Genomic DNA, 26,867 nt, shown 5'->3' with positions numbered 1-26,867 from the left:
AAAAGGCGGCCCCCGCACGAGACCGCCTCTCCTTGTGGAATCGCCTTATATGTGGCGGTAACGATTGTCTCAATAGGACTCGGGCAAGCGAGCCCCGGTCTGCTTAAAGGTGAGGCCACTTGTTGCGTGGTCGATGCGGCGGAAAACTTTGGTTTCACGCCTCAAGCCGCATCTATGGCGTCTCGAAGTGCCGGACCTGCAGCGCTCTGTCGCAGGTCCTGAACCACTAAATAATTAGCCCTGCGGCGCGGCGACAGAGCGTCCGGCGTAGGCAGCGCCGGTGCTACCGGGGCTCGTTTCGCCAGGGCGGAAGCTGCGGCGGCCGAGGCGAACGCAGGTGAAGTCTGCGCGGTTCTTCTGATCGAGCGGCAGGATATTACGAAAGTCGAACACGTAGCGCCGCCGCATCAGCCCGGCGAGACGGGGCATGTCGAGGCTTGCGTAGTCGCTCCATTCGGTCAGCACGACAAGCGCGTCTGCGCCGCGGGCGGCGTCGTAAGGGGTTTCCGCGATTTCAAGTTCGGGGTTCAAGCGGGCAGCATTTTGCGCCGCCTGCGGGTCATGCGCCCGCACAACCATTCCGGAACGCTGCAGGTGAGCGATGATCGGCAGCGCAGGCGACTCGCGCACGTCATCGGTGCCCGCCTTGAAGGCAAGGCCGAGCACGGCAACTCGGGCGCCGTGCCTAAGCCCTGCTTCCGAGATGATGCGCTCGGCGAGGCGGCGCTTGCGCATCTCGTTGCGCTCGATCAGGAGCTCGACCAGCCCCTGGCGGGTACCGAGGCGGCGGCCGGTGGCGGCGAAGGCGCGGGTGTCCTTGGGAAAGCAGGAGCCGCCAAAGCCGGGACCAGGTGTCAGGAAGTTCTGGCCTATACGACGATCGAGGCCGATGCCTTCCGCCACCGCCATCACGTCGGCGCCGGCCTGCTCGCAAAGGTCCGAGACGTCGTTGATGAAGCCGATCTTGAGCGCGAGGAACGCATTTGCCGCGTGCTTGATGAGTTCGGCATTGGTCGTCGTCGTGGCCAGCACCGGCACGCCCGTTTTGGCAAGCGGTGCGTAGATTTCGCGTAGCGTTGCGCTGGCGCGTGGATCGTCGGCGCCGAACACGATGCGGTCAGGGCACATGAAGTCATCGATTGCGCTGCCCTCACGCAAAAATTCCGGATTTGAGGCGACGCTGAAGTCGAGCGAGCGGCGGGTCTCGGCGATCACCTCCCGGATGCGCGACGAGGTCCCGGCTGATACCGTCGACTTGACGATGACGACGGCACCGCTCTTGAGATGCGGTGCGACCGAGCGCGCCGCGCCATCGAGCTGGGAAAGGTCGATGTCGCCATTGGGGAGGCTCGGCGTGCCGACGGCGAGGAACACGGCAGCGGCATCGGCCACGCACTCGCGCGCCGACGCCGTGAAGGAGAGCTCGCCCGAAGAGATCCCGTCGCGCAGCAGCTCATCGAGTCCTGGCTCGTAGATCGGTACCTCGCCGCAGCGAAGCCGTTTAATCCGCTCCTCCAGTGCGTCGCAGCAGACGACCTGATGGCCCAGCTTCACGAGACAGGCACTTGTTGTGAGCCCGACATACCCGGCACCGATGATGGCTATGCGCATCTGGATCTCCCTTATCGACGCGCCCTAACCACGACTTTCGGTTGATGTTCCTGAGCCAGCAGAGGAACAAGATGATCCCGTCCGCGATTAGGCCGGTCTTCCCCACGAGCCGGAACAGGTGTGACGATGACAATTCTGCTGCGCGATGCGCAACGACCGGGCCGCTTCGGCAACAGGCTGATGCAGGCTGCGGTGCTGACGGGTCCGGGGCAAGTGCGCGTTGAAGACGTGCCCTTGCCACAGCCGGGAGCAGGCGAGGTGCGGGTCCGGATGCTGGGTTGCGGCGTCTGCGCCTCCAACCTTGGTCCGTGGGCAGGTCCGGAATGGATGAAGTTCCCGACGCCTCCCGGCGACCTGGGTCACGAAGGCTGGGGCGTTGTCGATGCCGTGGGCGCGGGCGTTAGCGGTCTTGCCGAGGGAGACGAGGTCGCAACGCTGTTCTATCGCAGCTACGCCCAGTATGATGTAGGCCCCGCGGAGGCCGTGCTAAAGCTGCCGGCTTCGCTTCAGGGCAGCCCCTTTCCCGGGGAGCCGCTCGCCTGCGCCATGAACATCTTCCGCCGCGCGGCGATCCGGCCCGGCCAGCGCGTCGCCATCGTCGGCATCGGCTTTCTTGGCGCGATCCTGATGCGGCTGGCAAGCCTCGCGGGCGCCGAAGTGGTTGCTATTTCCCGCCGTCCGTTTTCGCGTGAGATCGCCGAAGTGATGGGCGCGCGTCACACGGTCCCGCTCGATGACCGCTCTGACTCGCGCGACCAGACGTTCGAGCTTTCTTCGGGAATGCCGTTCGAGCGGGTGATCGAGGCAACGGGCAAGCAGATGCCACTCGATCTCGCCGGCGATCTCATCGCGGAACGCGGGAGGCTCGTCATTGCCGGCTATCATCAGGACGGCCCGCGCATGGTCGATATGCAGCAGTGGAACTGGCGCGGCATCGACGTCATCAACGCGCACGAGCGTGATCAACGCATCTACCGTCGCGGTCTGCGCGAGGCGATACAGGCGGTCGAGGACGGCCGGATCCTGCTCGAGCCGCTGCTGACGCACGCCTTCCCGCTCGAGCGGTTGGGTGAGGCGCTCGACGCCACGCGCGATCGCGCTGACGGTTTCCTCAAGGCAACGGTGACGATCGCATGACCGGCGCCTCCTCTCGTCCCCGCGTCGGTTTTCTTGGCGTTGGCTGGATCGGCCTCAACCGCATGAACGCGCTTGCTGCCTCCGGCCATGCCGAGATCGCGGCGGTTGCCGATCCGAACCCGGATATGGTCACGGCGGCGCTCATCGAGGCGCCGGATGCGACGCCGATGACATCGCTCGAAGATCTGCTGGCCTTCGATCTCGACGGCATCGTAGTTGCCACGCCCAGCGCCCTGCATGCGGACCAGGCCGTTGCCGCACTTGAGGCTGGCCTTGCCGTGTTCTGTCAGAAGCCGCTTGGCCGATCTGAAGCTGAGGCACGCAGGGTAACGGACGCCGCCCGAAGTGCCGACCGCCTGCTTGGCGTTGACCTTTCCTACCGCCATACCCGCGGCATGGAGGAAGTGCGCCGCCTGATCCAGTCGAACGCCCTCGGCCGGATCTTCGCCGCGGACCTGACCTTCCACAACGCCTATGGGCCGGACAAGCCGTGGTTCTATGACCGCAAGCTCGCGGGCGGCGGCTGCCTGATGGACCTTGGCACCCATCTCGTCGACCTCGCTCTGTGGACGCTTGGCTTTCCCGAAGTCGAGGAGGTTAGCGGCCGGCTCTATGCGAAGGCCCAGACCGCAGGGCCAAACGACGTTGAGGACTACGCGACGGTACGAATGCTGCTCGAAACAGGTGCTGAAGTGATCCTTGCCTGCTCGTGGAAGCTGAACGCCGGGCAGGATGCCGACATCTCCGCGACCTTCTATGGCGAAAACGGCGCAGCGCGGTTCCGCAACATTAATGGCTCGTTCTACGACTTTCAGGCCGAGCATCTGGTTGGCACCGAGCGGCGCTCTTTGGTCGAACCGCCGGACCTGTGGGGCGGGCGTGCGATCGTAGAGTGGGGCGAGCAGCTTGGTGTGGGAAACAAGTTCGATCCCCAGATCGAGAAGCATCTCCGGGCAATGCAGGTGTTGGACCACGTTTATCGTGCTCATGCGCGGTGACGGCCCGCAAAGGGGTCGGCGGAACAATTCTTCCGGACCCTTGTTGGGGGGCTTCTTCAACAACCTTCCCGGGAGCACTCCGTGAACAAGCGTGTATTGGTAACTGGCGGCTGCGGGTTCATCGGCCGCCACCTGACCAGGGAACTCCTCGACAATGGCTATCAGGTCCGCGTGCTCGACAGCCTGATCGACCAGGTGCACGGGGGCACGGAAGCCCAGCTTGATCCGCGAGTAGAGCTGTTTCAGGGTGATGTGCGCGACGCGATGGTGGTCCGACCGGCGCTGATCGATATCGATATGGTTGTGCATCTGGCCGCCGAAGTCGGTGTCGGCCAGTCGATGTACGAGATCGCTCGCTATGTCGGCGCCAACGACCTTGGCACCGCTGTTCTCCTCGAGGAGATCGCCCGCACGCAGATCAGCCGCATCGTCGTGGCCTCCTCGATGAGCGTCTATGGCGAAGGTCTCTATGAGGACAGCCAGGGTCGGCTGCACAACAACGTGCGCCGCAACGTGTTCCAGATTGGACCCGGAGCCTGGGAACCGCTTGATCAGCAAGGCCAGCCGCTCTCGCCGGTGGCGACCGACGAGGAAAAGCCGGTAGACCTCGCTTCGATCTATGCGCTTACTAAATACGCGCAGGAGCGTGCGGTTATGATCTTCGCCGAGGCCTATCGCCGGGAAGCGGTGGCTCTGCGCCTGTTCAACGTGTTCGGCCCTGGACAGGCCCTGTCCAACCCTTACACCGGTGTTCTCGCGAATTTCGCCTCACGCCTTGCAGCCGGCCAGCCGCCGATGATCTTCGAGGATGGTCGCCAACGGCGCGACTTCGTGCATGTGCGGGATGTCGCCCGCGCCTTCCGCCTCGCGCTCGAAAAGCAGCAGGCATCCGGCCATGTCATCAACATAGGCAGCGGCGTTTCCTGGTCCGTCGCCGAGGTTGCGCGGCTGCTCGCGGAGGCCATGAACGTTCCCGAGATTGCGCCGGAGATTCTTGGCAAGGCCCGCGCCGGCGATATCCGCAACTGCTTCGCGGACATTTCCAAGGCGCGCGAGCTGCTCGGCTATCAGCCGCAACATCCGCTGGATGGAAGCCTCGGTGAGCTTGCCGCCTGGGTGCGCGAGGCTGGCGGCACCGACCGCGGTCCCGAAATGCGCCGTCAGCTCGAGGAGCGGGGACTTGTTTCATGACGGATACCCCGCGCTTCGGCTTCGTCGAATGGTTCCGCCCCGGCGAGTATGAACGCACCGAGGCGATCTTGCCGGAAATCAAGGCCTCGGGCGCCTCATGGCTGCGCACGCACCTGTCCTGGGCTGAATATCTCGCGCCGGGGGGCGAGGAGTGGTTCGACTGGCTGCTGCCGAAGCTCGGCAAGGAACTCGAGATCCTGCCTTGCATCCATTATACACCGCCGTCGTTGTCGCGCACAGGTCGAACGTCAGGCGCGCCGCAGCGGCTGCAGGACTATGCCGATTTCGTCGATCATGTGCTGAGCCGCTATGGCAAGCATTTCCGCGATGTCGAGCTCTGGAACGAGCCTAACAACCTGCTCGACTGGGACTGGCGCGAAGACACCGACTTCAACCTGTTCTGCGAGATGGTCGGGGCCGCTGCTTACTGGGTACGTCAGCGCGGCTGGCGGGCGGTGCTTGGCGGGCCGTGTCCCTTCGATCCCTACTGGGTCGACCTGATGGGTGAGCGCGGCATCCTCGCCGAATGCGGCGCAGTCGGATTCCATGGTTTCCCCGGCACATGGGACAGCGAGATGGGCAGCTGGGGCGGCTGGGATCTGCACCTCGGCGAGATGCGCCGCATCCTGGACCGCTATAACCCCGACGCCGAGATCTGGGTCACCGAGACCGGATATTCGACCTGGCGCAACGACGAGTTCGAACAGGCGCGCCGTTTTGCGGCCGCCCTCAAAGTGCCCGCAGACCGGGTCTACTGGTATTCATGGCGGGACGTTCCGCATGACGTGCCGGTTCAGGAAGGTTTCTGGTTCGATGCGCGCCACTACCACCTCGGCGCGGTCGAGGCTGGCGGGCGCAAAAAACTGCTCGCTCGCCTGCTCATCGAAGGCGGCGTCGAGCAGGTTCAGGCATTTGCCGATATCGCGTCGCCTTACGTCGCCTCCGGCAAGACGCCTGCGCTCGTCACAGGAGGCGCTGGCTTCATCGGCAGCAACCTCGCGGCCTCGCTTCTAGCTGAAGGCGAAGAGGTCATCATCCTCGACAACCTTTCGCGCCCAGGCGTCGATGAGAACCTTGCCTGGCTGAAGGAGCAGTTCGGGGAGCGGGTGCATCCCTTCCTGGCCGACATTCGCGACCTGCCTGCGATCGAGCCAGCTTTTGCCGATGCATCTTCTGTCTTCCACCTCGCCGCCCAGACGGCGGTAACGACAAGCCTCGACCAGCCGATCGACGACTTCGAGGTTAACGCGCGCGGCACGCTCAACGTGCTCGAGGCGGTGCGCCGCTCCGGCAGGCAAGTCCCGCTCATCTTTGCCTCCACCAACAAGGTTTACGGCTCGCTCGCCGACCTCGAGATGATCGAGCTGGAGGATCGTTACATCCCCGCCGACGAAACGACTCGTCGGCACGGCATCGGTGAGGCCCGTCCCTTAGACCTCTGCACACCCTATGGGTGTTCAAAGGGTGCAGCGGACCAGTATGTCCTCGACTACTGTAAGTCCTATGGCATTCCCTCAGCCGTGCTGCGCATGAGCTGCATCTATGGCCCGCGCCAATTCGGCACCGAGGACCAGGGGTGGGTGGCGCATTTCCTGATCCAGGCCCTGAAAGGCGAACCAATTACCGTTTATGGCGATGGCAAGCAGGTGCGCGACGTCTTGCATGTGAGCGACGCGGTCGCGGCCTACCGGATGCTGCGTGACGAGATCGGCCGCGTGAAGGGCGAGGCTTTCAACCTCGGCGGCGGCCCCGGCAATGCGGTGAGCCTGACGACGGTGTTGCAGCAGATCGGTGTCCTCTGCCACCGTCGCCCCCAGCTTAGCTTCGACGACTGGCGGCAGGGCGACCAACCCTACTTCGTTGCCGATACGTCGAAGTTAAGGGACCGGCTCGGCTGGAAGGCGAAGGTCGGCTGGAAGGCCGGGCTTGCCGATCTCGCATCATGGCTGCGCGAACATCGCGGCCTGGGGACGAGCGAGCCCCAACGTCAACGGGCCAGAGCATGATGACGCGGCCAAGCCAGCGCCGCATCCTGATGACGCTCGACGCCGTCGGCGGCGTGTGGCGCTACGCCATGGAACTCGCGGCATCGCTCAAATTGCACCGTTACGACACGCTGTTCGCTGGCTTCGGCCCTGAGCCCTCTGCCGCACAGGTCGAAGAAGCACAGCGGATCGGCGAGCTTGTGTGGCAGCCGCATCCGCTCGACTGGATGGTGGATGACGAGCGCGAACTTGACGGTATCGGCGACGCTATCGAGGCGATGGCAGAAGCCCATGACGTCGATCTTCTTCATCTTAACCTGCCCTCGCAGGCTGCGAACCTGCGCTCGCGAAGGCCAGTGCTCGTTGTTTCGCATTCCTGTGTTGTCACCTGGTGGCACGTCATGCGCGAAGAGCCGCTGCCCACGGAGTGGCACTGGAAACAGGCGCTAAACGAACGCGGGTTTACCGCTGCTGATGCGATCGTGTCGCCAAGCGAAAGCCACGCTTCACTGCTGCGCACCTGCTACCAGCTGCCGCGGGAAATCTCCGTTGTCTACAATGCCATGGAGAGCGAGCTGCACGGGTCGGTGAAGGAGCCGTTCGTGCTCGCCGCTGGTCGCTGGTGGGACGAGAGCAAGAACGCGCGGATCCTCGACCAAGCGGCGCGAGAATCTTCGTGGGAAGTGGAGCTTGCAGGCAGTACCCGCAGCCCCTCCGGCGGCGAAGTTGAAATCTCGCATGCCACCCAACTTGGCGAGCTGTCCCACGATGCCCTCATCGATCGCATCCGCCATGCCGCGATCGTCGTCTCTCCCTCGCTCTATGAACCGTTCGGGCTCCTCGCCCTTGAGGGCGCCCGGGCCGGTGCAGCCCTCGCTCTGGCCGACATCCCGACCTACCGCGAGTTGTGGGATGACTGCGCTCTGTTCTTTGATCCGCGTGACGGGGAAGCCCTCGTCAGTGTGCTTGCCCGCTACGCCCGCGATCACGTCCTGCGCGAGGAAATGGGCCGCCAGGCCCTCCGGCGGTCCCGGACCTTCACACCCGTAAACCAGGCGGCCGCCATGGCCCACCTCTACGAATTCCTTATCACGCCCGCGGAATTGCGCCGGGCAAGGAGTGCCTGATGCGCTTTGCCTTCTACACCCATTCCCTTGTTTCCGACTGGAACCATGGCAATGCGCATTTTCTCCGCGGCATCCTACGGGAGCTGATGGCCTTCGGCCACGAAGCGATCGCGCTCGAGCGGGCAAACAGCTGGAGCCGCAGCAACCTCGTTGCCACCCAAGGCCATGCGGCTGAAACGCGATTTGGCGAAGATTTTCCTCAGCTTGTATCGATCACCTATGACGACGATTTCGACCACGAAACAGCTCTTGCTGACATGGACGTCGTTGTGGTGCACGAGTGGACCGACCCTGAGCTTGCCGCGCGCATCGGGAAGATGAAGCGGCAGGGCGCGAAGTTCAGGCTGCTCTTCCACGACACCCACCACCGCGCTGTCTCAGCCACCACCGAAATCGCCGCCTTCGATCTTTCCGACTACGATCTCGTGCTCGCCTTCGGCGAGGCTCTGCGCCAGCGATACCTCCAGGCCGGCTGGGGCCGGCAGGTTGTCACCTGGCACGAGGCGGCAGACACCGCCCTGTTCCATCCGCTGCCGGAAATCGACTGGGAGAGCGACCTCGTCTGGATTGGCAACTGGGGCGATGGCGAGCGCAGCGACGAAATCACCCGGTTCCTGATCGAGCCGGTCAACAACCTCGGACTCAACGCAAAAATACACGGAGTCCGTTACCCCGACGCTGCCCTCGCGGCGCTGAACAAGGCTGGTATCGCTTATGGCGGTTGGGTTGCGAACGCCGACGTGCCAAAGGTGTTCGCCCGCCACCGCGTGACGGTCCACATCCCGCGCCGGCCCTATGTCGAGTCGCTGCCGGGCATTCCGACGATCCGGGTTTTCGAGGCGCTTGCTTGCGGCATCCCGCTGGTCTGCGCGCCGTGGAACGATGCGGAAAACCTGTTCCGTCCCGGCAAAGACTATCTTGTCGCTCGTGATGGCCGGGAAATGGAACAGCAGCTTTCCCTCATCCTTCACGAGCCGTCCGCCGCGCGTGAACTCGCCGCATCGGGACTCGCCACGATCCGTGCCCGCCACACCTGCCGCCATCGCGTCGAGGAGTTGCTGGGCCATCTCGAAAACTTCGGCCTGCCGCAGGCAGCAAAATCTCCAGCAAAGGAAGCAGCAGAATGAAGATCGCTTTCTACGGTTCGAGCCTCCTGTCGTCCTACTGGAATGGCGCCGCCACCTACTATCGTGGACTGCTGCATGCGCTGGCACGGCGCGGCTATGACATCACCTTCTACGAGCCTGACGTCTACGAGCGGCAGCAGAACCGCGACATCGACGAGCCGGATTGGTGCCAGGTCGTCGTCTATCCCGGCACGGCAATGGCCATCGCCGATGTTACGCGCCATGCGGCGGAGGCTGACATCGTCGTTGTCACGAGCGGAATTGGGTTTGAGGACGATACGGTGCGCGAACTCGTCTACCGGAACGCCCGGCCCGGCGCGCTGCGCATCTTCTGGGACGTCGACGCTCCCGCCACGCTGCAGCAGATCGCCGCCGAGCCTGACCATCCGCTGCACGATCACCTGCAAAGCGTCGATCTGGTGCTCACCTATGGTGGCGGCGACCCGGTGATCTACGGTTACCGCTCGTTCGGCGCGCGCGAGTGCATCCCGATCTACAACGCGCTCGATCCCGAGACGCACCATCCGGTGCCTCCGGTCGCGCGCTTCAACGCGGACCTCTCGTTCCTTGGCAACCGCTTGCCCGACCGTGAGGCTCGTGTCGAAGAGTTCTTCCTTGGTGCCGCGCATGCGGCTCCGCAAAAGGCGTTCCTCCTTGGCGGTTCGGGCTGGCACGACAAGCCAGTGCCCCGAAACGTGCATCTTGTCGGCCATGTCCGCACGGCCGATCACAATGCTTTCAACGTTACGCCGCTCGCGGTCCTCAACATCAGCCGTGAAAGCATGGCGGCCAACGGTTTTTCGCCGGCGACGCGGGTGTTCGAGGCAGCAGGGGCCGGCGCCTGCCTCATCACCGACGACTGGGCTGGGCTCGACCTGTTCCTGAAGGATGGCGAGGAAGTCTTTGCCGCGCGCGATGGCCGTGACGTCGCCGAAATCCTCGAACGCCTGACGACGGCGACGGCAAAGGAAGTTGGCCAGAGAGCACGGGCACGCGTTCTGCGCGAGCACACCTACGATCGCCGCGCTGAAGAGGCCGACGCGATCTTCCGCCGGTTTTTTGCCGCTGAACGAAAGGTGGCGGCAGAATGAGGACGGCCAAGAAACTCGTCTTTGTCGGCCTGTCGCTGTCCTCTTCCTGGGGCAACGGCCACGCCACTACCTATCGGGCGCTGCTGAAGGGGCTGGCCGCCGATGGTCACGAGCTGGTCTTTCTGGAACGTGATGTGGAGTGGTATGCGGCGAACCGCGACCTCCCCTCTCCCGGCTTCTGCAAGCTGACGCTCTACGCAAGCCTTTCCGAACTGCGCGGTCTGCTTGCCGAACACGCCAATGCCGACGCGATCATCATCGGATCCTACGTTCCGGACGGGGTTGAGGTCATAGACCTCGCGGCTTCCATGACGCCCCGGGCTCTCGCCTTCTATGACATCGACACGCCGGTAACGCTGGGCAAGCTTGCCCGCGGCGACGAAGAGTTTCTCGCACGCCGGCAGATCCCGTTGTTCGACCTCTATTTTTCCTTCGCCGGCGGACGCGCTCTGAAAAAGCTCGAGAGCGAGTACGGCGCGAAAAAGGCGGTGCCGCTCTACTGCTCGGTCGATCCTGACCAGTACGGCCCGACCGGCGAGTCGATATGCTGGGATCTTGGCTATCTCGGCACCTACAGCCCGGACCGCCAGCCGGCGATCGAACGGCTGCTGGTCGAGCCGGCGCGGCGACTGCCCGACCTCTCCTTCGTCGTCGCCGGGCCGCAATATCCGGCCGACATCGACTGGCCGGAGAACGTCGAGCGCATCGATCACCTGCCGCCTTTGAGGCACCCGTCCTTCTACAGCCGTCAGCGTTTCACCCTGAACGTCACCCGCGCAGACATGATCGCGCTGGGTCATTCGCCGAGCGTGCGGCTGTTCGAAGCGGCCGCCTGCGGTGCGCCGATCATCAGTGACCGCTGGGACGGCCTCACCGATCTGCTCCCGGATGGCCAGGCTATCCTGATCGCCGACACGACCGAGCAGGTCATCGACATCCTGCAGCGCACGTCCGCTGCCCGCTCTCAGGACATTGCCGACACCGCCCGACGCATCGTGCTGGCCACCCACACCGGCTCCGCCCGTGCGCGGGAGCTGGTGGAGGCGATCGATAGTGTCCTTCAGTCCCGCATGATCGGGTGCGCCTAGCCGTCACGGCTTCAGCACCACCTTCACGCAGCCGTCCTTCTTATCGCGGAAGGTTTTGTAGAAGTCGGGACCATCTTCGAGGCTGCCGCGGTGGGTGATGACGAAGGACGGGTCGATCTCACCCTCGACGATCCGCTGCAGGAGTTGCGGCAAGTAGCGCTGAACCGGAGTCTGCGCCATCCTGAAGGTGAGGCCGCGATTGATGGCCGAGCCCATCGGCACCTTGTCGAGGAAGCCACCATAGACACCGACGATCGAGACGATGCCGAAGTTGCGGGTGCAATGGATCGCCTGGCGCAGCACGTGCGGCCGATCGGTCGCCATGTAGGTCGCAACTTTGATGCGGTCGACGATGGAATCGAAGCTCGCCGCCGCATGCGCCTCGCCGCCGACCGCGTCGATCGCGGCATCGACGCCGCGGCCGTTCGTCATTTCGTACAGCTTCTCGTAGATGTCGGCGTCCATGAAATCGAGCGTTTCGGCACCGCTCTGCCGGGCCATCTCGAGACGTTCCGGCACGGTGTCGATAGCGATGACACGCCCCGCGCCAAGCATGAAGGCACTGCGGATAGCCATCTGGCCGACGGGCCCGCAGCCCCAAACGCCGATCGTGTCGCCCGGCTGGATATTGCAGAACTCGGCCGCCATGAAGCCGGTCGGAAAGATGTCGGAGAGGAACAACACCTGCTCATCGGTGAGCCCGTCCGGTACTTTTATCGGCCCCACGTCGGCAAAGGGCACGCGCAGATACTCTGCCTGCCCGCCAGAATAGCCGCCCAGCATGTGCGAGTAGCCGAACAGTCCCGCTGGCGAATAGCCCCACATCTTCTCGGCCTTGGCCTTGTCAGGGTTGGAGCGTTCGCAGGCGGAGTAGTAGCCGCGCTGGCAGAAGAAGCATTCGCCGCAGGAGATGGTGAACGGCACCACCACGCGGTCGCCGACCTTGAGGTCGCCTGCATCCGGGCCGACTTCGACCACTTCGCCCATGGTCTCGTGCCCGACGATATCGCCCGAATGCATCTCAGGGATGACACCGTCATAGATGTGCAGGTCTGAGCCGCAGATGGCGCAGGCTGTGACCTTGATGATCGCGTCGCGCGGGTGCTGGATCTTCGGGTCGGGTACGCTTTCGCAGCGAATGTCGCTCTTGCCGTGCCAGGTGAGTGCCTTCATGGGTATCTCCGGTGGGCTGCTGGTGAGGGGGAAGATGAAATGGGCGCCTGCCAGAGCAGACGCCCCTGTGGATCAGATACGGCCCGGGAGCGGATCGTCGGCGGAAGTGCCTTCGATGCCGTCCGACGGCGAGGTGGACGAGGATTGGGTCAGATCCTTATCCCCGCCACCCAGCGCCCCGTGTGCCGCTTGCGACAGCTCCTCGCCGGCGGCTTTCGCCACCTTTGACAGCCGCTCGCTTACAGGCTCGCCGGAGCCGGTGAGGCCCTGGCGGTCAGCTTCGTCGCGCGCGGCCGCATAAACGTCGCCGGCAACTTCCTTCGCGCGCTCGACGCCTTCGGCCAGCATGCCTTCAGCCTGTTCCTTGGCCGTGCGGGCGGCTGAGCCGAGATAGCGTTCCTCTGTCCGAGTGGCCGGGATCATCGCACCAAGCGCGGCGCCGACCGCCAGCCCGAGTGCGCCGATGATCAGAGGCTCGCGCTCGAGCGCATCCGCAAATGTGTCACGGGCGCGGTTGCCGAAGTCGCTCGCCGACCGGTGCAGCGAGCTTGCGCCCGAATGCAGCTGGTCGCGCACGTCATGCATCGTCTCTCGGGCATACTGGCCAGCATTACTTGCGGTACCGGTGACGCTGGCCGCCGCGTGTGAAGCAGCATCGCTTGCGCTCGAAAGCCCGTCGCTCAGAGACGATGTGAAGCTGCTGCCTTCTGCATCGCCGCTATCTGCGACCGGATAGCCGGACCCCGCATTCTCGCCCGTATAGAGGGACGTGGCGGCCGTGTGGGAGGGCCGGTGCGAGGTCCGCGAGGACGAGACGCCAGAACCTGCCATCAGCCACGCAAGGCCTCCGCCGACAAGCGCCAGCGCCAGCGGGTTGTCGCGCACCTGGTCCTTGAAGTTGGTGAGGAACCGCTGCGCGTCTCCGTCCTTGAAGTAGCCAAGTGCTTCATCCATGAGCTGACCCGGGGACATCTTGTCCCGCAGCTGGCGGGTGGTTTCGCTGATTTCCGCGCGTACCTGCTCGGCCTCGCGTTCGAGTTCAGATGGTGAACGATCGGTCATGGTGCCTGCTCCCGTGCGAGTTGGCCGTCCTTGCGAAGCTGCGCAGCCGTGCGGCTGGGTGCGATTTCGGACGGCGACATGTTCGACGTGCCGCGCTTGACGAGGATCGCGCCAATCACGGCGACGATGACGCCGACGATCAGGGCGGCCCAGCCTGCCTCAAGTCCTGCCTTGACGAGCCCGGCGATCAACGCCTGCAGGAGAACGATCAGTGCCGCGAGCAGCAGCATCGCTCCCGCGGCAATCTCCATGACGCCGTTGCCTGCGCGGCCGACATTCTCCTTGAGCTCCGTGCGGAGCAGCTGGCTTTCTGTACGCACCAGCGTCGAGAGTTGCTCGACGAGGTCTGTCACGAGATTAGGGATGGTCCGTGGATCGCGTTCGACTGTCATGACGCATCCTCCTGAAAACTTGTGGTTCGGGCTGCATGCTCGCGCCCGGAGGCAGAGCTTGATCCGGACGACGAGGTTGCAGTGGAAGCAATGCGTCCGAGGGCAAAGCCGGCAAGGATCGACCCGGCTATGAAGCCAAGCGGGTTCTCGCGGCCAAAACGGCGAACGGCATCGAGCATTTCACCCGACGACTTGCCGTCGATCGAGCGTGACAAAGTCTCGAGGCCGGAGGCCGCGTGCGACACGAGTTCAGCCGCAGGGCCGGTGTTGTTGCGAGAAAGCTCGTCGCTGGCTGCGCGCAGGGCCCCGGCAAAACCCTGAAGGTGTGAAGTGGCAGCATCCTTCGCCTTGTCTGCCTGAGCCGACGCTGCCTTCGATGCTTCATCCTTCAGCGACCCGGCCTCGCGAGAAATCGCCTCGCTCGCACTGGATGCAGCGTCCCCGAACGACTGCCGCTCGCTTGAGAGGCGATCGCCGAATTGGCCCGGGTCTCCGGGTGCCGGCGCGCCGGTCGTGCGCTCATTGGTGTTCATGTTGCGCTCCTTTGAATTCCTGATGGGAGACCTGCAGGGAATGCTTGTTCATCCACTGGTCTGGCCCCCGAACCGGCAACAGTGCGTGGTGTTCCTCGCTGGTGCGGCCGCGGAAAAAGAAAAGGACCGGCGAGCCGGTCCTTCGGGTGGTGCTGATCACTTCAGCGCTTTGCTTCTTCGAGAGAGGCTTCCTGGCGCACCAGGTGCTGGATCGCGATCTCGCCCATGTTCTCCTCGAGCCACGCGGCCATCGCTTCTTCCTCGGCGCAGATTTCCTCGCACACACGCGCTGTTTCCATGTCGCCGTCGGCTTCGGCGGCGGCCACGAGAATGCGATAGGAGGCAATTTCCATGTGCTCGAAGGTGTAGCTGGCAAGCACGCCCTTCACGACCTCATCGCCGGCGAACACGCCGCTCAGGTTCTGCATCATGGCGGTGAACTTCATTGCCATGTCCTTGATGCCTGAGGAGGACGCGCCGCGCCTCTCGATGCAGGCTTCAAGCCGCGCACGCTGGCGCTTGGTCTCTTCCAGATGCTGCTCGATGCGTGCCTTCAGCGTCGGATAGTTCTCGATCCGCATGGCCTGGCCATTGAGCATGGTTTCAGCCTGCTCCTCCATCGCATGCGCGTCGCGCAGCCACTGATCGACGCGGTCCTTGATGTCGGTCATCTCGTTCTCCTGGGTTTGGGTTGGAAGTCGGGCTCCCAACAGGCGTTGGCGCGACATGTTCCCTCTCCCCGAAGATCTTCGAGGCCTGGCTGATCAGGAACATTTGCACGGAGGTTGCGGTTCGGCTGCAAAAACGAGGCGCCCATGCAGTCCCCTGACTTCCTCCCATTCCAGCACGCAAACCGCAGGCCACGGATTTGCACGCTATGAGGTCGCTCGCCCGCAACATGCGCGGAAAACGGCTTGAGCTGCAGCAACCCGCAGCGCCGGAACTGCTGGCAAGCCTCGCCCCCTACCGCCTGGCGGTCGAGAACATCAGCGCCGAAATCGACGGCGGCCGATTTCCGGCAAAAGCCATCATCAATCGTCCCTTTCTGGTCGAGGCCGACATCTTCAGCGACGGCCATGATGTGCTGGGCGCGGCACTTCGCACCCGCCGGACCGGCGAGGACAGCTGGCGCGAAACGCCCATGGCTTATGACGACAACGACCGTTGGGCCGGACATGCTGTCTTTGACGGGGTCGGCTTATGGCAGCTGTCGATCGCCGCGTGGCGAGACCTGTTCGCGACCTGGCGAGCCGACACGCTGAAAAAGCTGGCGGCCGGCCAGAACGTCGCTTTGGAAATTGTCGAAGGTCGGCAACTGGTAGAGGCGGCGGGCAGGCAAGCGCAGGTGGTTTTTGAGCTGCATGACCTGCTCGACCGGCTTCCGCACTCTCAGCAGGAGGAGGTGGCGCTAGACTTCCTCCTGGCCGACGAAACGCTTGAGGTAATGAAGCGGCTGGGACCGCGCACCAATCTCACCGTCTACCCGAAGGTCCTCGAGGTATGGGTTGACCGGGAACTTGCCGGCTTCAGCGCATGGTACGAGCTGATGCCCCGCTCACAGACGGATGATCCGGAGCGTCATGGCACATTCGACGACGTGATTGCCCGCCTGCCCTACGTTCGCGAGCTTGGCTTCGACGTCCTCTACTTCCCGCCGATCCACCCAATCGGCCGCACCAACCGCAAGGGCCGCAATAACAGCCTGACGCCGGAGCCAGGCGATCCCGGCAGCCCTTATGCGATCGGCTCCGAGGAAGGCGGGCATGATGCGATCCACCCGCAACTCGGGACGCTGGCAGACTTCGACCGGCTGGTAAGCGCCGCGGCTGACCATAGCCTCGAAATTGCGCTCGACTTCGCCATCCAGTGTTCGCCGGACCATCCCTGGATCCGCGAGCATCCGGAATGGTTCGACTGGCGTCCCGACGGCACCATCAAATTCGCCGAAAACCCGCCGAAGAAGTACGAGGACATCGTCAACGTCCACTTCTACCGCGATGCGATACCTGGCCTGTGGCTCGCACTGCGCGACATCGTCCTCTTCTGGATCGACCATGGCGTGAAAATCTTCCGGGTCGACAACCCGCACACGAAGCCCTTCCCGTTCTGGGAGTGGCTGATCAGCGACATTCGGGAACAGCAACCGGACGTGATCTTCCTCGCCGAGGCGTTCACGCGACCGAAGGTGATGGCGCGGCTCGCGAAGGTCGGCTTTACCCAGTCCTATTCCTACTTCACCTGGCGCAACACCAAGGAGGAACTGGAGACATACCTCACCGAACTGGTCGAGGGCCCGAACCGCCAGACGATGCGGCCGAACTTCTTCGTCAACACACCGGACATCAACCCGCGCTTCCTGCAGACGAGCGGCCGACCGGGCTTTCGCACGCGACTGGTGCTGGCCGCCACACTCGCCGGCAATTACGGCGTCTACAACGGCTTCGAGATATGCGAAGCGCGCGCAGTGCCCGGCAAGGAGGAATATCTCGACTCCGAGAAATACCAGATCCGCATCTGGGACATGGATCAGCCGGGCCACATCAAGAACGACATCGCGCTCATCAACCGGCTGAGGCGCGAGCACTCGGCACTGAAAGCTTACGAGTCCCTTCGTTTTTACAACGCCTGGGACGAGAACATCCTCTACTACGGCAAGAGCGATCCCGCAGCGGGAAGCTACCTCCTCTTCCACGTCAACCTCGACCCGCACAATCCCCATGAGGCCGAGTTCGAGGTGCCGCTGTGGGAGTTCGGACTGGAAGACACGGACTCTATCGAAGTCGAGGACCTCCTCCACGGCAACCGCTTCACCTGGCACGGCAAGCTGCACCGGCTGCGGCTTGATCCCGAAACGCGGCCCTACGCGATCTGGCGACTGATCCCTCCTGGAGAGGGCGGCCGATGAAGCATTTCACCCATCGCAGTGATGGCATCATCGATCGCAACGACCGCGAGTGGTACAAGGACGCGATCATCTACCAGCTGCACGTCAAGGCGTTCCAGGACTCCAATGGGGACGGCATTGGTGATTTCGCCGGCCTGATGCAGCGGCTCGATTACATCCAGGAACTCGGCGCAACCGCAATCTGGATGTTGCCGTTCTACCCCTCGCCGCTGCGCGACGACGGCTACGACATCGCCGAGTTCAAGGCGGTCAACCCGTCCTATGGCAAGCTCACCGACTTCCGCGCGCTCGTAACTGAGGCGCACCGGCGCGGCCTGCGCGTGATCACCGAGCTCGTCATCAACCACACCTCCGATCAGCATCCCTGGTTCCAGCGCGCGCGGCATTCGCGGCCGGGGTCGGCAGCACGCGACTTCTATGTCTGGAGCGACACTGACACAAAATTCCCCGAGACACGGATCATCTTCCTCGACACCGAAAAATCGAACTGGACGTGGGATCCGGTGGCCGGCGCTTTCTACTGGCATCGCTTCTATTCGCATCAGCCCGACCTGAACTTCGACAACCCGCGCGTGCTGCGCGAGGTGCTGCGAGTGATGCACTTCTGGCTCGAAATGGGGGTCGACGGCCTACGCCTCGATGCGATCCCCTATCTGGTGGAGCGCGAAGGCACCAACAACGAGAACCTCCCCGAGACGCACGAGATCCTGAAGAAGATACGGGCCGAGCTCGACGCGCACTATCCGGACCGGATGCTGCTCGCCGAAGCCAATCAGTGGCCGGAAGACACCCGCCCCTATTTCGGCGACGGCGATGAATGCCAGATGGGCTTTCACTTCCCGCTGATGCCGCGCATGTACATGGCGGTCGCGCAGGAGGACCGCCACCCGATCACCGATATCATCCGCCAGACGCCGGAGATCCCGCCCAATTGCCAATGGGGCATTTTCCTGCGCAACCACGACGAGCTGACGCTCGAGATGGTAACTGACAGCGAGCGCGACTATCTCTGGCAGACCTATGCCGAGGACAGCCGCGCCCGCATCAATCTTGGCATCCGCCGCCGCCTTGCACCACTGATGCAGAACGACCGGCGCAAGATCGAGCTGATGAATTCGCTGCTGCTGTCTATGCCGGGCACGCCGATCATCTACTACGGCGACGAGATCGGGATGGGCGACAACTACTATCTCGGCGACCGCGACGGCGTGCGCACGCCGATGCAGTGGTCATCCGACCGCAATGCCGGCTTTTCCCGCGCCGATCCGCATCGTCTCTACCTGCCGGTAGTGATGGATCCGACCTACGGCTACCAGGCGATCAACGTCGAGAGCCAGGACCGGGACCGATCTTCGCTGCTCAACTGGATGCGGCGCATCGTGGCGGTGCGCAAGAGCCACCGCGCCTTCGGCCGCGGGACGATGACGCTGCTTTACCCGCGCAACCGCAAGATCATCGCTTATGTGCGCGAATACGAGGACGAGCGGATCCTGTGCGTTGCCAACCTCTCGGCCGCGGCGCAGGCGGTGGAACTCGACCTGTCGCAGTGGAACGGCGCCGTGCCGATCGAACTGGCCGGCCGCTCACCCTTCCCGCCAATCGGCAGCCTCCCCTACCTCGTTACGCTACCTGGTTACGGCTTTTACTGGTTCCTTCTGGCCGAAGAGGCCGAGGCGCCGGACTGGCATGTGCCAATGCCCGGCATCCTGCCCGAATTCGTCACGCTGACCACCCGAGACGGGCGCGTTGATACCGCCGTAGCCGACCGCGACGCACGGCAATTCGACAACGGGGTGTTGCCCGAATTCTTCAGGCTTCAGCGCTGGTTCGCCGCCAAGGACCAGGAGATCCGTCACCTTTCGCTGCATCCGCTCGCGAGCCTCGATGAGGGGCGATACCTCCTTAACATCGTCGAAGTTGATACGGGTGACGGCGCGCAGTGCTATCTTCTTCCGCTCTCCGCACAATGGGGCGAGGACCACATCCGCTTCGGCGCGCCGAAGCTGTCTTACACTATCGCCAAGTTGCGTCGGGGTCCGAACGTGGGGGCGCTGCTCGACGGCACCTATGACGAGGAACTCGCGGCAAGCCTGCTTGCTCACCTGCGCGCCGGTGACGAGATCGCGGCCAGCGACGGCGGCACCATCAGCTTCCGGGCAGGCAGCGGCCTTGCAGAAATTGCCGAGGTGGGCGCGCCGCAGCTGCTCGGGGTCGAACAGAGCAACGTCTCGCTCGCCTTCGGTGACAGCCTGATCCTGAAGATCTACCGCAGGCTGCGCAGCGGCGTGCAGCCGGATGTCGAGATGGCAAAATTCCTCACCGAGACAGCGCATTTCGAGAACACGCCGGCCTTCCTGGGTTCGATCGAGCATCGCACACCTGATGGGAACGAAACGACCCTCGCCGTTGCCTTCGCCTTCGTCCGCAACCAAGGGGACGCATGGTCCGCGGTCACCGAGGCGCTGCGCCGGGAGGTGGACGAGTTTGCCCGAGAGGAGCATGCCGAAGAGACGGAAGCCCCGCCCGAGCCTGCGCATTTCTCCTTCCCGCTGTCGCTCGGAGCAGTGATCGGAGCGCGCACCGCCGAGTTTCACCGGGCGCTTGCGACCCAAACTGCCGACCCCGCATTCAGCCCCGAGAACATCACGGACGGGGACGTCCAAGGCTGGATTGCCGAAACCTCGGAGGAAGTCCGCCGGATCCTCGAGCGCCTGCGCACTGTGTCCTTCGAAACGGAGAGCACTTCAGCGACGACCGCAGCTGAGATTCTCAGCCGCGAAGACGAAATCTTTGCGCTGATCCAGCAGTCCAGTTCGTATCCAGCCGAAGGCCTGCGCGCCCGAATCCATGGCGATTATCACCTCGGACAATTGCTGGTGGCATCGGGTGACTTCGTCATCATCGACTTCGAGGGCGAGCCACATCGTCCGCTCGATGAACGACGCGGCAAATACTCGCCGCTACGGGACGTTGCCGGCATGCTGCGCTCGCTCGACTATGCAGCTGCGGCCGTGGAACGGTCGCTGAACGATCCAGGTGATGCCCACCGCGATACAGCCGCGGCGCGGTTGCGCCAGTGGCGCGACCAGACTTCTGGCGAATTCCTCGCGGCCTACTTCGGCTCCGACGCCTCCGATAGCAACCTCGCCGAAGCCAATGAAGGCTTCGATCGTGTTTCCCCATTCACCCGAGCGATTCTTGATCTCTTTTTGATCCAGAAAGCGGCCTACGAAATCGGCTACGAACTCGCCAACCGCCCGGACTGGGTCGGGATCCCCCTGCGGGGATTGTTGGAGATCTTGAATAAAAAGTAGCGGTAAGTCGGCAGTTTCGCCAAGGCCTCCGCCCTCCGGCAAGACGCCCTACGCCGCTTTATAATCCGCAGCGTTTAGCATCCAGCCCTTCGCGATGAAGTCGGCGCGCGGGGGATTGAAGAGGTCGATCAGCAGGTGCCAGCCATCGCCGGTGCCTTCAGTCGTGTGCTCGACTGTGGGCGGGATGACGACGAGGCTGGGGCTGGCGGCGGCAAGATGGACGTCCTCGCGCCAGTCGTCAGCGTTCTTGCCCCAGGGCGTGCGCAGGTGATGGACGAAGTCGCCTTCGAGCGCGAGGCCGCCTTGCGAGAAGTCGGCGTGCGCATGCGGCGAGAGCTGTCTGCGGTTGCGCGGCCCCTCATATCGCACCCAGTTGATGCTCATCGCGTCGGTCTGCAGCATCTTTAGCCGCGGATTGTCCGCCGGTGGCTGCAGCGTGTCCATGTCGTAGAGCGCCGGCAGCGGCGCAAGGCGGTTGTAGGATGAAGCGGATCGGGTTGGCGATATCAGCCAACCGGTCGAGCCGGGCTCAAGCGCGATGTCCGAGCGCGGCGCGACGATAGCGAGCTGCCGCTCGCCTTCCATCAGCTGGCCGGTTGCGAAGGCCTTGCCTCCCAGCAGGACGAAGATGCTTTCGCCCGTCGCCGGCGTTTCAAGCTTTGTGCCGATGTGGCCGGCGCGGATTCGTCGGACGGCAATGCCGTCGCCTTCGACCATTGTCACCGGCTCGGCCGTATCGATCGGCGTGTAGGAATGGCGCGTCGGCTGCATGGGTCAGCTCCCTGCACGTTTGAATGGCGCGGGGATGGCTACCGTCTCTCGCACCGTCAGGTACTGGATGCCGGCAGCGCGAGCGACGAGCGCGGCGCGTTGCGGATCAAAGCGCTGCTTCTCGTCGAGACATTCGTCGGCGAGGCGGATTGCAATGACTCGGCCGAGCACCAGCGTGCTCAGCGTGTCGCCCTCGCGTTCTGGTTCAATTTCGATGGTGCGGTAGAGGCGGCATTCGAGCGTTGCCGGGGCCCGCGCCACGCGTGGTGCGGCGACGTAGTCGCAGGGCTCCACGGCAATGCCGAGTTCTGCCGCCTCGTCCGTGCCCGGGGGCAGGGGCGCGGAAGTTGCCACCATTTGGCGCAGCAGATCCTCGCTGACGAGGTTCACGGAGAAGACCCCGGTGTCGAGGATGTTGGCGAGGGTATCCTTGCGCGGGCGGTCCTCCGGCGTGTTCATCGACACTGAGATGAACGGCGGCGCGCCGGAGGCGACGTTGAAGTGGGAGAACGGGGCGAGGTTTCGTCGCCCCTCCCTGTCCTGGCTGCCGATCCACGCGATCGGGCGCGGGGCGACGATGGCGTTCATCAGGCCGCGGTCGGCGAGCGGCGCGTCGCGCAGATCGATCAGCATGGACTATTCCAGGATGACGGGATTGGAGAGACGGCCGAGGCCAGAGATCTCGACGGCGACCTCACCCTGTGTCTCATGCAGGTTCACGCTGCGGTGGCCGTGCGGAAACTTTTCGTTGCCGCGCGCCGACGTGCCGAAGCAGAACATGTCGCCCGGCTCCAGCGTGAAGTAGCGCGAGGCTTCGGCGACGACTTCCTCGACTTTGAAGCGGTAGTTTGAGGTCGAATCCTCGGCGAACACCTCACCGTTGAACCAGCCGGTGACGGAGAGGTTGTTAGGGTCGGCCACATCATCGGCGGTCGTGATCCACGGCGCCATCGGGCCGAAGGTGTCCGAAGCCTTGGAGCGGGCGTGGTAGACGTAGTGGACGTCGCGGTCTTCCTCGCCATGTTGGCGCCGCCAGTTGAGGTGGAACGGGCGCAGCAGGTCCGACGAGCGCGAGGTCGAGATCGAGTCGAGCTGGAACTTCAGCCCGTGCGAGGTGATGTCGTTGATGATGCCGAAGCCGAAGATCGCGGCACGGGCTTCTTCCACGGTCGCGTCCTTGATGCGCTTGCCGATAATACCGGCGAGCTCAAGCTCCGGGATTGTTTCGCCATAGTTCTTGCGCACGATGATCGGCTTGCCGTGGCCTGTGAGCGACGACGGCGCCTTGAGGAAGAAGTTCGGCACGCCGGGATCGCGGAAGGCGGCCTTGCGGATACCCATATTGTTGAAGGCGACTCCAAGGATCTTGCTCGGGCGCGGCTGCGGGGCGAGCCAGTCGAGTCCGTCCGTCGAGAGCACATACGATGCCGGAAGGTCGCTGCGAGCGAGGATCGCCCGGGCTGCCTCGAGTGCCGGGGCGCCGGCCTCGATGAAGTCGTTCATGGACAGGCCAGCCTCGGCAAGACCGGCCTCGGCCAGCAGCGGACGCAGCAGCACTGCCTTGTCCTCGCCGCAGGCACCGACAAGTTCACGCCGGCCGTTGTGAAGAATGGTTCCGAGCTTCATTGCTATGCTCTCATTGTCTCGTTGACGCGATGTGGTATCGGCATAGCGCGCATGACCGCGGAGAAGGAGCGCGACGCTCGAATGTTCCGCGAACCGGAACACGGCGATTTTTGAGTGATGACTATGGCGGCCGAAACCTCTCTCGAGAAAGGCCTCGCAATCCTCGAGGCAATGAACCACCAGGGCCCCATGCGGCTGCGCGACATTCATGCGCGGACCGGCTATTCCAAGCCGACCATTGTGCGGATCCTGCAGGTGCTGGAAAGCCGGGGCTACGTCACACGGCTCGAGCGCAACGCCGGCTACTGCCTGTCGTCGCGCGTGCTGGCGCTGAGTGACGGCTACAACACCGTGTCGCGGCTGGTCGAGGCGGCAGCGCCGCCGCTAGACGCCTTCACTGAGCGGGCGCTTTGGCCGGCGGCTATGGCCGTGCTGGACTACGACCACATGGTGGTCCGTTATTCGACGATTTCGCGCAGCCCCCTGTCGCACAAGCATTCGACGATGAGCCGCAGGCTGTCGATGCTGCACCGGGCGCACGGACGCGCCTATCTCGCCTTTTGCCCGGAGGAGGAGCGCGAGCGGCTTTTCGCTCGCCTCGACAAGGCGGGCCGCGATTTCGTCGAGCCCTACATCGAGCTCTACCGCCGCCAGGGCTGGGCCGAGCGCGATCCAGCAACGGAGCCGCAGACCAACTCGATTGCCGTGCCGGTCCTTTGCCGTACGGGCCGCGTGGCGGCGACCGTCGGCATCACCTTCTTCCGCTCGGCGCTCGGCGAGGACGCCAAGGCGAGGATGGCGGAGGATCTGAAGGTGACGGCACAGGACATGCTGGAGCGGTTGCGGGCAATGCCACCGGCTGCCTCGTCAAGCGAACGCAGCGAGAGGGAAGGCCGCGAAGAGCTGCCCGGCCCGCAGGACATAGCCTGAGGGCCGGACGGCGGGCGCTCAGTCTTCGGCGAAGGCTTCCTCGCGCTTCTTGCGCAGGCTCGGCAGCATGGTCGAGATCAGCAGGACGGCGGCGAGGAGCAGCAGCGTCAGCGAGATCGGCCGGCTGACGAAGATCGAGAAGTCGCCCTTCGACAAGAGCAGCGAGCGACGCAGGTTCTCTTCCAGCAGCGGGCCGAGGATGAAGCCCAGCAGCAGCGGCGCCGGCTCGCACCTCAGCTTGTGCAAGAGGAAGCCGACGAGCCCGAAGACGCCCGCGACATAGACGTTGAAGCTCGAATTCTCGATCCCGTATAGGCCGATCAGGCAGAACATCAGGATCGCCGGATAAAGCACCGTATAGGGCACGCTGATCAGCTTCACCCAGAGGCCCACCAGTGGCAGGTTGAGCAGCACCAGGATCACATTGCCGATCAGCATCGAGGTGACGAGAGCCCAGAACATCGGAGCGTTCTGCGTCAGGACCATCGGGCCGGGGACAATGTTGTGCACCATCATCGCGCCCATCATCAGCGCCATCACGCCGTTGGAGGGGATAGCGAGGGTGAGCATCGGGATGAACGATGTCTGGGCCGCGGCATTATTGGCGGCCTCGGGTCCGGCAACGCCCTGGATCGCACCGTGGCCGAAGGCTGAAGGGTCCCGCGCGACCTTCTTTTCCAACGAATAGGCGGAGAAGGAGGCGAGCGCCGCGCCGCCGCCCGGCAGGATGCCGAGGATGGACCCAAGCAGCGTGCCGCGGATCGCCGCCGGCGTACCAAGTCGGAAATCGTCCTTGGACGGCCACAGGCGGGTCACACGGTGCAAGTCAGTCTTGCCGGACGACTTCTGTGCGACATTGGCCATGATCTCGGCGAAGGCGAACAGGCCCATGGAAATGGCGACGAACTCGAGGCCGGACATCAGCGGCAGCAGGCCGAAGCCGAAGCGGGTAACACCGCTGTTGAGATCGGTGCCGACAGTGCCGAGGATGAGCCCGACCACCACCATGCCGATCGCCTTGATGATCGAGCCGTTGGCGAGGATCACTGCAGCGATCAGGCCGACGATCATCAGCGAGAAATATTCGGGCGATTTGAACGACAGTGCCGCTTGCGCCAGGATTGGCGAGAAGCTGGCGATGAAGAAGGTAGCGAGCACGCCGGCGAGCACCGAAGCCAGGGCCGCCGTTGCCAGAGCCGCGCCGCCGCGGCCCTGCCGCGCCATCTGGTAGCCGTCGATGGCCGTTACGACCGACGAATTCTCGCCCGGCAGGTTTACGAGGATCGCGGTGGTCGAGCCGCCATACTGAGCGCCGTAATAGATGCCGGCGAGCATGATCAGCGCCGAGATCGGGTCGAGCGTGAAAGTCAGCGGCAGGAGCATCGCGATGGTAGCGAGCGGCCCCAGACCCGGCAGCACGCCGATCGCGGTACCGAGCAGCGCGCCGATGAAACAGTAGAGGATGTTGTGCAGCGCCAGCGAGTAGGAAAAGCCGAGCGCGAGATTGTCGATGAATTCCATGGGATCAGAACCTTACGACCGGCACACGGAGATCGAGCCCGACGATGAAGACGAGCCAGGCGAAGATCACGAGTGCGACGGAAACCGCCGCAACGCGCAGCCAGCTGGCGCGCGGCTCGGCTAGGGCGCCGATGAAGGTCGAGGCAATAACCGCCGGCGCAAGGCCGAATCGCTCCAGCAAGACCCCGGCTGCCAAGGCAGCGGCGGTGATGAAGATGATCGCCCGCCACGGCGTCGGGCCGAATTCCTCGCGCTCGCGCTTTGCCCAGCCAGAGACGAACACGCCTAGTCCCAGCAGGGCAAGCAAGATACCGAGGACGAACGGAAAGAAGCCCGGTCCCATGCGACCCGGCGTTCCGAGCGTATAGGTGGTTGCGCCCCACGCGACGGCGAGGCCGAAAGCGACGAACAGAAGGGCCGTTTGCCCGTCCGGACTGCGCAGCAAAAACCGCAGCATGTCAGCTCCTCCGGTAAAAAATTCGCCGCCCGTCCGAAGAATGGGATGCGGGCGGCGCGTAAGCGAAAAGATCAGGCCTTGGGCAGGTCCGCAATGTGCGAACCTGCGCGCACAGCCTCGAGGCGGCGGGCCTCCAGCTCGAACATCTTGAGACAGCCGTCGGCGACCGCACGCGCGTGCTCGAGCGGAACCACGCAGACACCGGTGTCGTCGGCGACGATCAGGTCGCCCGGATTGACACGCAGGCCGCAGATGCTGACCGGACCGTTGATCTCAGTCGTCTGGACGCGCCACTTGCCGGTGACGGGGGTCACCTCCGTTGCCCATTTCGGGAAACCGATCTCGCGCGACAGGTTGAGGTCGCGAATGCCGCCATCGACAATGGCACCCACGACGCCCTGGCGGTGGGCGATGGTCGAGGACACGCCCCCCATGTTCGATAGTCCCGCGACGCCCTGGATGACGACGACATCGCCGGGCTTGGCGAGGTTATGCGCCTCCATCTCAGCCATCCCGTTGAAGCCAGAGGCTGCACGCTGGTTGGGGTTGCCGTCGCCGCGAAGCGGCTCGTGGCGCACCGTCACCGCGGGTCCCACAATCGGCTGGCCGTGGATCGTCGGCTGTAGCTTCGAGGCGGCGATGGCGCCAAAGAGCCCCAGCTTGTCCATCACGTCCGACACCATCGAGGTATCGCAGCCGATGGTCCTGAAGGCGTCGATGATGTCCTGCGAGGGACGCGGAATGTCGAACGTGGCGATGCGCTCGGCGGCGATCTTGCCGGTCAGTCTTGGTGTCATTGTCGTATCCATAAAGCAGACCGGGCGGCTC

General features: G+C 64.0%; 23 protein-coding genes. 11 read left to right on the top strand and 12 right to left on the bottom strand.

Going from position 1 to position 26,867, the window contains the following annotated elements; translation table 11 throughout:
• Window positions 1-234: 234 nt before the first annotated feature.
• The gene (locus tag L630_RS0111965; protein WP_024848494.1) at window positions 235-1,611 is read right to left on the bottom strand and encodes a UDP-glucose/GDP-mannose dehydrogenase family protein; all 1,377 of its coding nucleotides are present in this window, start codon (window positions 1,609-1,611) and stop codon (window positions 235-237) included.
• A gap of 126 nt (window positions 1,612-1,737) precedes the next feature.
• Between L630_RS0111965 and L630_RS0111960 the strand changes: the two genes are divergently transcribed.
• The 8 genes from L630_RS0111960 to L630_RS0111925 all read left to right on the top strand — a co-directional run bounded on the left by L630_RS0111960 (window position 1,738) and on the right by L630_RS0111925 (window position 11,355).
• A complete protein-coding gene (locus tag L630_RS0111960) occupies window positions 1,738-2,748 on the top strand; it encodes a zinc-binding dehydrogenase (RefSeq protein ID WP_024848493.1) in 1,011 nt (336 codons plus the stop codon).
• On the top strand, window positions 2,745-3,746 hold the full coding sequence (locus L630_RS0111955; RefSeq protein ID WP_024848492.1) for a Gfo/Idh/MocA family oxidoreductase: 1,002 nt from the start codon (window positions 2,745-2,747) through the stop codon (window positions 3,744-3,746). The genes L630_RS0111960 and L630_RS0111955 overlap by 4 nt, the downstream gene beginning before the upstream one ends.
• An 81-nt stretch (window positions 3,747-3,827) precedes the next feature.
• On the top strand, window positions 3,828-4,937 hold the full coding sequence (locus tag L630_RS0111950) for an NAD-dependent epimerase/dehydratase family protein (RefSeq protein ID WP_024848491.1): 1,110 nt from the start codon (window positions 3,828-3,830) through the stop codon (window positions 4,935-4,937).
• Window positions 4,934-6,943: an NAD-dependent epimerase/dehydratase family protein gene (locus tag L630_RS0111945; protein ID WP_024848490.1), complete on the top strand. Its 2,010-nt coding sequence runs from the start codon at window positions 4,934-4,936 to the stop codon at window positions 6,941-6,943. Before L630_RS0111950 ends, L630_RS0111945 begins: the two co-directional genes overlap by 4 nt.
• Window positions 6,940-8,049, top strand: a complete 1,110-nt coding sequence (locus tag L630_RS0111940) for a glycosyltransferase family 4 protein (RefSeq protein WP_034330139.1) — start codon at window positions 6,940-6,942, stop codon at window positions 8,047-8,049. The genes L630_RS0111945 and L630_RS0111940 overlap by 4 nt, the downstream gene beginning before the upstream one ends.
• A complete protein-coding gene (locus tag L630_RS0111935; protein WP_024848488.1) occupies window positions 8,049-9,176 on the top strand; it encodes a glycosyltransferase in 1,128 nt (375 codons plus the stop codon). The genes L630_RS0111940 and L630_RS0111935 overlap by 1 nt, the downstream gene beginning before the upstream one ends.
• Window positions 9,173-10,267, top strand: coding sequence for a glycosyltransferase (locus tag L630_RS0111930; RefSeq protein ID WP_024848487.1), 1,095 nt, complete (start codon window positions 9,173-9,175; stop codon window positions 10,265-10,267). Before L630_RS0111935 ends, L630_RS0111930 begins: the two co-directional genes overlap by 4 nt.
• Window positions 10,264-11,355 carry a glycosyltransferase gene (locus L630_RS0111925; RefSeq protein WP_024848486.1) on the top strand — a complete coding sequence of 364 codons (1,092 nt, stop codon included), beginning with the start codon at window positions 10,264-10,266 and terminating at the stop codon, window positions 11,353-11,355. The genes L630_RS0111930 and L630_RS0111925 overlap by 4 nt, the downstream gene beginning before the upstream one ends.
• A 3-nt stretch (window positions 11,356-11,358) precedes the next feature.
• Here the strand turns inward: L630_RS0111925 and L630_RS0111920 are convergent, their stop codons facing one another.
• The 5 genes from L630_RS0111920 to L630_RS0111900 form a co-directional block, all read right to left on the bottom strand.
• Window positions 11,359-12,528, bottom strand: a complete 1,170-nt coding sequence (locus tag L630_RS0111920; protein ID WP_024848485.1) for a zinc-dependent alcohol dehydrogenase — start codon at window positions 12,526-12,528, stop codon at window positions 11,359-11,361.
• A 72-nt stretch (window positions 12,529-12,600) separates the two neighbouring features.
• A complete protein-coding gene (locus L630_RS0111915; protein ID WP_024848484.1) occupies window positions 12,601-13,590 on the bottom strand; it encodes a DUF3618 domain-containing protein in 990 nt (329 codons plus the stop codon).
• On the bottom strand, window positions 13,587-13,982 hold the full coding sequence (locus tag L630_RS0111910; RefSeq protein WP_024848483.1) for a phage holin family protein: 396 nt from the start codon (window positions 13,980-13,982) through the stop codon (window positions 13,587-13,589). The genes L630_RS0111915 and L630_RS0111910 overlap by 4 nt, the downstream gene beginning before the upstream one ends.
• Window positions 13,979-14,515 carry a hypothetical protein gene (locus L630_RS22205; RefSeq protein WP_024848482.1) on the bottom strand — a complete coding sequence of 179 codons (537 nt, stop codon included), beginning with the start codon at window positions 14,513-14,515 and terminating at the stop codon, window positions 13,979-13,981. Before L630_RS22205 ends, L630_RS0111910 begins: the two co-directional genes overlap by 4 nt.
• A 161-nt stretch (window positions 14,516-14,676) precedes the next feature.
• Window positions 14,677-15,186, bottom strand: a complete 510-nt coding sequence (locus L630_RS0111900) for a ferritin-like domain-containing protein (protein WP_024848481.1) — start codon at window positions 15,184-15,186, stop codon at window positions 14,677-14,679.
• Between the two features lie 206 nt (window positions 15,187-15,392).
• Between L630_RS0111900 and L630_RS0111895 the strand changes: the two genes are divergently transcribed.
• Both L630_RS0111895 and treS read left to right on the top strand, forming a co-directional pair.
• Window positions 15,393-17,420, top strand: coding sequence for an alpha-1,4-glucan--maltose-1-phosphate maltosyltransferase (locus tag L630_RS0111895; protein WP_245263722.1), 2,028 nt, complete (start codon window positions 15,393-15,395; stop codon window positions 17,418-17,420).
• Window positions 17,417-20,734, top strand: a complete 3,318-nt coding sequence (gene treS, locus L630_RS0111890; protein ID WP_024848479.1) for a maltose alpha-D-glucosyltransferase — start codon at window positions 17,417-17,419, stop codon at window positions 20,732-20,734. Before L630_RS0111895 ends, treS begins: the two co-directional genes overlap by 4 nt.
• 48 nt (window positions 20,735-20,782) lie before the next feature.
• On the opposite strand, the gene L630_RS22200 is transcribed toward treS, so the two are convergent.
• The 3 genes from L630_RS22200 to L630_RS0111875 are packed head-to-tail and all read right to left on the bottom strand — an operon-like array spanning window position 20,783 to window position 23,131.
• Window positions 20,783-21,505 carry a hypothetical protein gene (locus L630_RS22200; protein ID WP_024848478.1) on the bottom strand — a complete coding sequence of 241 codons (723 nt, stop codon included), beginning with the start codon at window positions 21,503-21,505 and terminating at the stop codon, window positions 20,783-20,785.
• Between the two features lie 3 nt (window positions 21,506-21,508).
• Entirely contained in the window at window positions 21,509-22,138 is a 630-nt protein-coding gene (locus tag L630_RS0111880) for a flavin reductase family protein (RefSeq protein WP_024848477.1), read from the bottom strand.
• Between the two features lie 3 nt (window positions 22,139-22,141).
• Window positions 22,142-23,131, bottom strand: coding sequence for a fumarylacetoacetate hydrolase family protein (locus tag L630_RS0111875; RefSeq protein WP_024848476.1), 990 nt, complete (start codon window positions 23,129-23,131; stop codon window positions 22,142-22,144).
• 123 nt (window positions 23,132-23,254) lie between these two features.
• Between L630_RS0111875 and L630_RS0111870 the strand changes: the two genes are divergently transcribed.
• Window positions 23,255-24,061: a helix-turn-helix domain-containing protein gene (locus tag L630_RS0111870; RefSeq protein WP_051473229.1), complete on the top strand. Its 807-nt coding sequence runs from the start codon at window positions 23,255-23,257 to the stop codon at window positions 24,059-24,061.
• Between the two features lie 18 nt (window positions 24,062-24,079).
• Here the strand turns inward: L630_RS0111870 and L630_RS0111865 are convergent, their stop codons facing one another.
• From L630_RS0111865 to L630_RS0111855, 3 genes are all read right to left on the bottom strand, one after another.
• Entirely contained in the window at window positions 24,080-25,582 is a 1,503-nt protein-coding gene (locus tag L630_RS0111865) for a tripartite tricarboxylate transporter permease (RefSeq protein ID WP_024848474.1), read from the bottom strand.
• A 4-nt stretch (window positions 25,583-25,586) separates the two neighbouring features.
• Complete coding sequence (locus tag L630_RS0111860; RefSeq protein ID WP_051473227.1) at window positions 25,587-26,039, bottom strand: tripartite tricarboxylate transporter TctB family protein; 453 nt, start codon at window positions 26,037-26,039, stop codon at window positions 25,587-25,589.
• 71 nt (window positions 26,040-26,110) lie between these two features.
• On the bottom strand, window positions 26,111-26,836 hold the full coding sequence (locus tag L630_RS0111855; protein ID WP_024848472.1) for a dimethylmenaquinone methyltransferase: 726 nt from the start codon (window positions 26,834-26,836) through the stop codon (window positions 26,111-26,113).
• Window positions 26,837-26,867: the final 31 nt, after the last annotated feature.

Origin of the sequence: Aminobacter sp. J41 (genome assembly GCF_000526635.1) — a bacterium.
Classification (GTDB): Bacteria; Pseudomonadota; Alphaproteobacteria; order Rhizobiales; family Rhizobiaceae; genus Aerobium.
Note: the sequence above shows the minus strand (reverse complement) of the source record. Positions and strands in the feature narration are given on the sequence as shown.

Bases quoted from the DNA above. Each gene is read 5' to 3' on its own strand.
- L630_RS0111935 (WP_024848488.1), top strand. From the start codon at position 8,049: ATGCGCTTTGCCTTCTACACCCATTCCCTTGTTTCCGACTGGAACCAT.
- L630_RS0111895 (WP_245263722.1), top strand. From the start codon at position 15,393: ATGAGGTCGCTCGCCCGCAACATGCGCGGAAAACGGCTTGAGCTGCAG.
- L630_RS0111930 (WP_024848487.1), top strand. From the start codon at position 9,173: ATGAAGATCGCTTTCTACGGTTCGAGCCTCCTGTCGTCCTACTGGAAT.
- L630_RS0111945 (WP_024848490.1), top strand. From the start codon at position 4,934: ATGACGGATACCCCGCGCTTCGGCTTCGTCGAATGGTTCCGCCCCGGC.
- L630_RS0111910 (WP_024848483.1), bottom strand. From the start codon at position 13,982: ATGACAGTCGAACGCGATCCACGGACCATCCCTAATCTCGTGACAGAC.
- L630_RS0111955 (WP_024848492.1), top strand. From the start codon at position 2,745: ATGACCGGCGCCTCCTCTCGTCCCCGCGTCGGTTTTCTTGGCGTTGGC.
- L630_RS0111870 (WP_051473229.1), top strand. From the start codon at position 23,255: ATGGCGGCCGAAACCTCTCTCGAGAAAGGCCTCGCAATCCTCGAGGCA.
- L630_RS0111860 (WP_051473227.1), bottom strand. From the start codon at position 26,039: ATGCTGCGGTTTTTGCTGCGCAGTCCGGACGGGCAAACGGCCCTTCTG.
- L630_RS0111865 (WP_024848474.1), bottom strand. From the start codon at position 25,582: ATGGAATTCATCGACAATCTCGCGCTCGGCTTTTCCTACTCGCTGGCG.
- L630_RS0111875 (WP_024848476.1), bottom strand. From the start codon at position 23,131: ATGAAGCTCGGAACCATTCTTCACAACGGCCGGCGTGAACTTGTCGGT.
- L630_RS0111900 (WP_024848481.1), bottom strand. From the start codon at position 15,186: ATGACCGACATCAAGGACCGCGTCGATCAGTGGCTGCGCGACGCGCAT.
- L630_RS0111925 (WP_024848486.1), top strand. From the start codon at position 10,264: ATGAGGACGGCCAAGAAACTCGTCTTTGTCGGCCTGTCGCTGTCCTCT.
- L630_RS0111965 (WP_024848494.1), bottom strand. From the start codon at position 1,611: ATGCGCATAGCCATCATCGGTGCCGGGTATGTCGGGCTCACAACAAGT.
- L630_RS22200 (WP_024848478.1), bottom strand. From the start codon at position 21,505: ATGCAGCCGACGCGCCATTCCTACACGCCGATCGATACGGCCGAGCCG.
- L630_RS0111920 (WP_024848485.1), bottom strand. From the start codon at position 12,528: ATGAAGGCACTCACCTGGCACGGCAAGAGCGACATTCGCTGCGAAAGC.
- L630_RS0111880 (WP_024848477.1), bottom strand. From the start codon at position 22,138: ATGCTGATCGATCTGCGCGACGCGCCGCTCGCCGACCGCGGCCTGATG.
- L630_RS0111940 (WP_034330139.1), top strand. From the start codon at position 6,940: ATGATGACGCGGCCAAGCCAGCGCCGCATCCTGATGACGCTCGACGCC.
- L630_RS0111960 (WP_024848493.1), top strand. From the start codon at position 1,738: ATGACAATTCTGCTGCGCGATGCGCAACGACCGGGCCGCTTCGGCAAC.
- L630_RS0111915 (WP_024848484.1), bottom strand. From the start codon at position 13,590: ATGACCGATCGTTCACCATCTGAACTCGAACGCGAGGCCGAGCAGGTA.
- L630_RS0111855 (WP_024848472.1), bottom strand. From the start codon at position 26,836: ATGACACCAAGACTGACCGGCAAGATCGCCGCCGAGCGCATCGCCACG.
- treS (WP_024848479.1), top strand. From the start codon at position 17,417: ATGAAGCATTTCACCCATCGCAGTGATGGCATCATCGATCGCAACGAC.
- L630_RS22205 (WP_024848482.1), bottom strand. From the start codon at position 14,515: ATGAACACCAATGAGCGCACGACCGGCGCGCCGGCACCCGGAGACCCG.